This is a genomic window from Methylobacterium isbiliense (assembly GCF_022179325.1).
GTDB classification, from domain to species: Bacteria; Pseudomonadota; Alphaproteobacteria; order Rhizobiales; family Beijerinckiaceae; genus Methylobacterium; species Methylobacterium isbiliense.
Map to the genome: position 1 here is coordinate 1 of NZ_BPQQ01000130.1, position 3,889 is coordinate 3,889.

2 protein-coding genes are annotated in these 3,889 nt (G+C 71.7%); one reads left to right on the forward strand and one right to left on the reverse strand.

The genetic code is table 11. The features are described 5' to 3' along the window. Nucleotides 1-33: 33 nt before the first annotated feature. The gene (locus tag MFF61_RS32830) at nucleotides 34-3,000 is read right to left on the reverse strand and encodes a Tn3 family transposase (RefSeq protein WP_238241914.1); all 2,967 of its coding nucleotides are present in this window, start codon (nucleotides 2,998-3,000) and stop codon (nucleotides 34-36) included. Between the two features lie 142 nt (nucleotides 3,001-3,142). On the opposite strand from MFF61_RS32830, the gene MFF61_RS32835 reads away from it, so the two are divergent. Further along, nucleotides 3,143-3,775, forward strand: coding sequence for a recombinase family protein (locus MFF61_RS32835; protein WP_238241915.1), 633 nt, complete (start codon nucleotides 3,143-3,145; stop codon nucleotides 3,773-3,775). Nucleotides 3,776-3,889: the final 114 nt, after the last annotated feature.

Below are 3,889 nucleotides of genomic sequence, written 5' to 3' on the forward strand. Positions count from 1 at the left end.
GGGGTCATCGCAGAATGTGTCCCAAAACGTACGCTAAGGCCGCTCGGCTGAGCCCGTGGTGCGCAGGGGTCTGAACCGCTCCCGCGGCGTGTCGATGTCGCCCCAGAGATAGTCGCCGGTGAGGCTGACGTGCTCCCAGCCGAGCGGGGCGACGTGGGCGAGGAGCCGTTCTGGAACCTCGACGCCCTGGTGGCGGAGGTGGTCGACGGCACGGCCGAGATAGACGGTGTTCCACAGGATGATGGCCGAGGCGACCAGGTTCAGCCCCGAGGCGCGGTGCCGCTGGTTCTCGAACGTCCGGTCGCGCAACTCGCCCAGGCGGTTGAAGAAGACGGCCCGGGCGAGCGCGTTGCGCGCCTCCCCCTTGTTCAGGTTGGCGCTCGTGCGCCGTCGCAACTCCGGATCGTCGAGCCAGTCGAGCATGAACAGGGTGCGCTCGACCCGGCCGATCTCGCGCAGCGCCCGCGCCACCGGGTTCTGGCGGGGATAACCCGCCAGCTTCCTCAGCATGGTGGAGGCCATGACCGTCCCTGCCTTGATCGAGGCGGCCAGGCGCAGGGCCTCGTCCCAGTGCTCCTCGATCGTCCTGACCTGGATCGGCCCGGCCACGAGCGGGCGAAGCGTCGGGAACGGGGCGAGGTCGCCTAAGGCGTAGAGGCGGCGCTCGCCGAGGTCCCGGATGCGTGGCGCGAACCGGAACCCGAGCAGGTGGCACAGACCGAACACGTGGTCGACGGCACCGGCCGTATCGGTCGCGTGCTCCCGGATGACGAGGCCGCTCTCGTGGTCGAGCAGGCCGTCGATGACGTGCGCCGCCTCGCCGGCATTGGCGGCGATCACCTTGGTGTGGAAGGGCGCGAAGCGGTCGGAGACGTGGGTGTAGAACAGGACCCCCGGCTCGGAGCCGTAGCGGGCGTTGTGGTCGGCGCGTGCCTCGCCCCTGCCGCCGGCGCGGAAGAACTGGCCGTCCGACGAGGAGGTGTCGCCGGGACCCCACACCCCGGCGAGCGGATGGGCGTGGTGGTGATCGACGATAGCGGCGAGTGCCGCCGCATAGGTTTCGTCGCGCACGTGCCACTGCGCCGTCCAGAGCAGGCGGGCATGGGTCAGCCCACGGGAACTCTCGGCCATGCGGGAGAGGCCGAGGTTGGTGGCGTCGGCCAGGATGGCGCCCATGAGCGCCGCCGGATCGGCGGCCGGCTCGCCGCTCCTCACATGCACGAAGCGGTCGCAGAACCCGGTCCAGCCGGCGACCTCGGCGAGCAGCCCGGTGATGCGCACGCGCGGGAGGAGCCCGTAGAGCCTGGCCTTCAACGCCTCCGCTTCGTCCGGCACGGCCCGGCGCAGAGGCGAGAGGGTCAGCTCGCCGCCTTCCAGCACTACGTCGGGCAAGGTGCCCGCCGCCGCCGCGCGCTCCACCTCGCCCATGCGCCCGGCGAGGCGATCACGCCGCCCGGCCAGCCAGCGGCTCACGTCGGCCTCGACCGCCAGGCCCAGCGTACCCTCCGTCCGCATCGCCGCGAAGGCCGCAGGTGGCAGAAGGTAATCGTCGAGCGTCCGGTAGGCGCGGCTCCCCTCGACCCAGACCCCGCCCGAGCCGAGACGGTCGCGCAGGTGGACCAGGGTGGCGATCTCGTAGGCGCGCCGGTCGAAGCCACCGGTGGCCGGGAAGACCACCTTGCGCCAGCGGGGTGCCAGGAACGAGGTCGGCACACTCTTCGGCAAGGTCGACCGGCCTTCGGCATAGAAGCGCCGGAGGGTCGCCACGGCGCTCAGAAGAGGATCGTTCGGGCGGGCGGCCTGGAAGACGAAGCTGGCCAGGAAGGCGGGCACGAACCGGCGCACGGCCGTGTAGCGGTCCACCACCTCCGCCAGCCCGTCCTCACCCGTGCGGGTCAGGTCCTCCGCCGCACGGACGCTCTTCTCCAGGGCCTCCCAGCCGATGCGCTCGCCGACGAGGCTCAGGACGTCGCCCTCGGCCCAGCGGACGTCCAGCAAGGCCCGGCCGAGCCGGGCATGAAGCCGGGCCGTCTCCTTCAGGAGCCTGGTGTCGTCCATCAGCCGTTCGGAGCGGGTCCGCTCGGCGCGACGGAACAGCGATCCCACCATCTTCTCGACCATCGCCACGGCCGCGTCGGTGAGGAGCACCTCCATGTCCAGCGCGAAGGCGCAGAGCGTCGCCAGCCGGCGGCGGCGCTCGAGCCGGGAGAGGTGCTGAGCGCTCATGATCGCGGCCTCGCGCGCGATCACGCCGTAGCGGGCGCGGTGGATGCGTCGGCCCCGGTCCGGCTCCAGGCCGATGCGGCGGACATGCGCCAACCGCTCCAGCACCGCCTTCAGGTTGGCGGCGCCGGGCGCTTCCGGCCACTCCCGCACCCAGGCCAGGGCCGTGCGGCCCGGACCGGATCCGGCGGACAGGAGATCGTCCAGCCGCTGGGCCTGGTCCGGCCCGAGGTCGCGGATCAAACCGGCGAAGGCTTGGCGGCGTGCTTGCGCCCGGGCCGCGAGCGCGATGCGCTCCAGCGTGGAGGCCGCCGGCAACACGATCCGCGTCTCGCGCAGGAGCCGCGTCATGGCCCCCACGATCACCTCGCCCCGGTCGGTCGAGGTGGCGGCCTCCATCGCGACCGCCAGCAGGGTGGAACGGTCGCTGCGCTCGAAGCCGCGCAGTCCCAGCCGCGCCTCGATCTCGGCCCGGTGCTCGCGAAGCGTCGTCTCCCGGCCGGCATAGTCGGCGAAGATGCCGGGCTCGCAGCCGAGTTGACCGGCGAGGACCTGCAGCAGCGCCGGCGACGGTGTCTCGCCGGGCTCCAGGGGGCGTCCGGGGTGGCGCAGGTAGCAGAGCTGCACGGCGAAGCCGAGCCGGTTGGAGGCGCGCCGCCGCCGCGCCGTCTCGGCGAGGTCGTCCGGCCCCAGGGTATAGAGACGCTCGACCGTCGGTCGGTCGTCGGGCGGGTCGAAGAGAACCGCCCGCTGTGCGGGTGAGAGGAGGGTGCGCATCGCGACGGTGGCCGGCTCCGATGCTCGTCACGAAACCTGGGCACGAACCGTTCGCGGAGCGTAGACAGGGGAACGCGTTGAGTGACAGTATCTCGTTCGGTTGGACGGCGGCGAGCCGCCTGTCACGCAAACGAGCGTATTTGTGACGACCCTGATCGGCTACGCGCGCGTGTCGAAGGCCGACGGCAGCCAGGTGCATGATCTGCAGCGCGACGCGCTGACGAAGGCCGGCGTGAAGCCGGAGCACATCTACGAGGATGCCGCTTCGGGGCGGCGCGACGACCGTCCCGGGCTCGCGGCCTGCCTCAAGGCATTGCGGCCTGGTGATACGCTCGCTGTCTGGAAGCTGGACCGGCTCGGCCGCGACCTGCGCCACCTGGTCAACCTGGTCGGGGATCTCACCCGGCGCGGGGTCGGCCTCAAGGTGCTGTCGGGCGAAGGCGCCTCGATCGACACCACCACGGCCAACGGCCGGCTGGTGTTCGCCATCTTCGCCGGACTGGCGGAGTTCGAGCGCGAGTTGATCGTCGAGAGGACCAAGGCCGGCCTGCAGGCGGCTCGCGCCCGGGGTCGGCGGGGTGGCCGGCCCTACAAGATGACGCCGGCCAAGCTGCGCCTGGCCCAGGCCGCCATGGGTCAGCCGGAGACCAGGGTCGGCGACCTGTGCGAGGAACTCGGCATCACCCGCCAGACGCTCTACCGCTTCGTGAGCCCCACGGGTGAGCTACGCGACGATGCCAAGACGCTGCTCGAGCGTCAGCCGAAGCGCACCTGAGCCCATGACGATGGGTGCCGGCGTCCCGTTCCGGCTGGCCCGAGCCAGCGATGCTCGCCCCTCCCAAGGCCCCGCCCTTAGCGTACGTTTTGGGACACATTCTGCGATGACCCC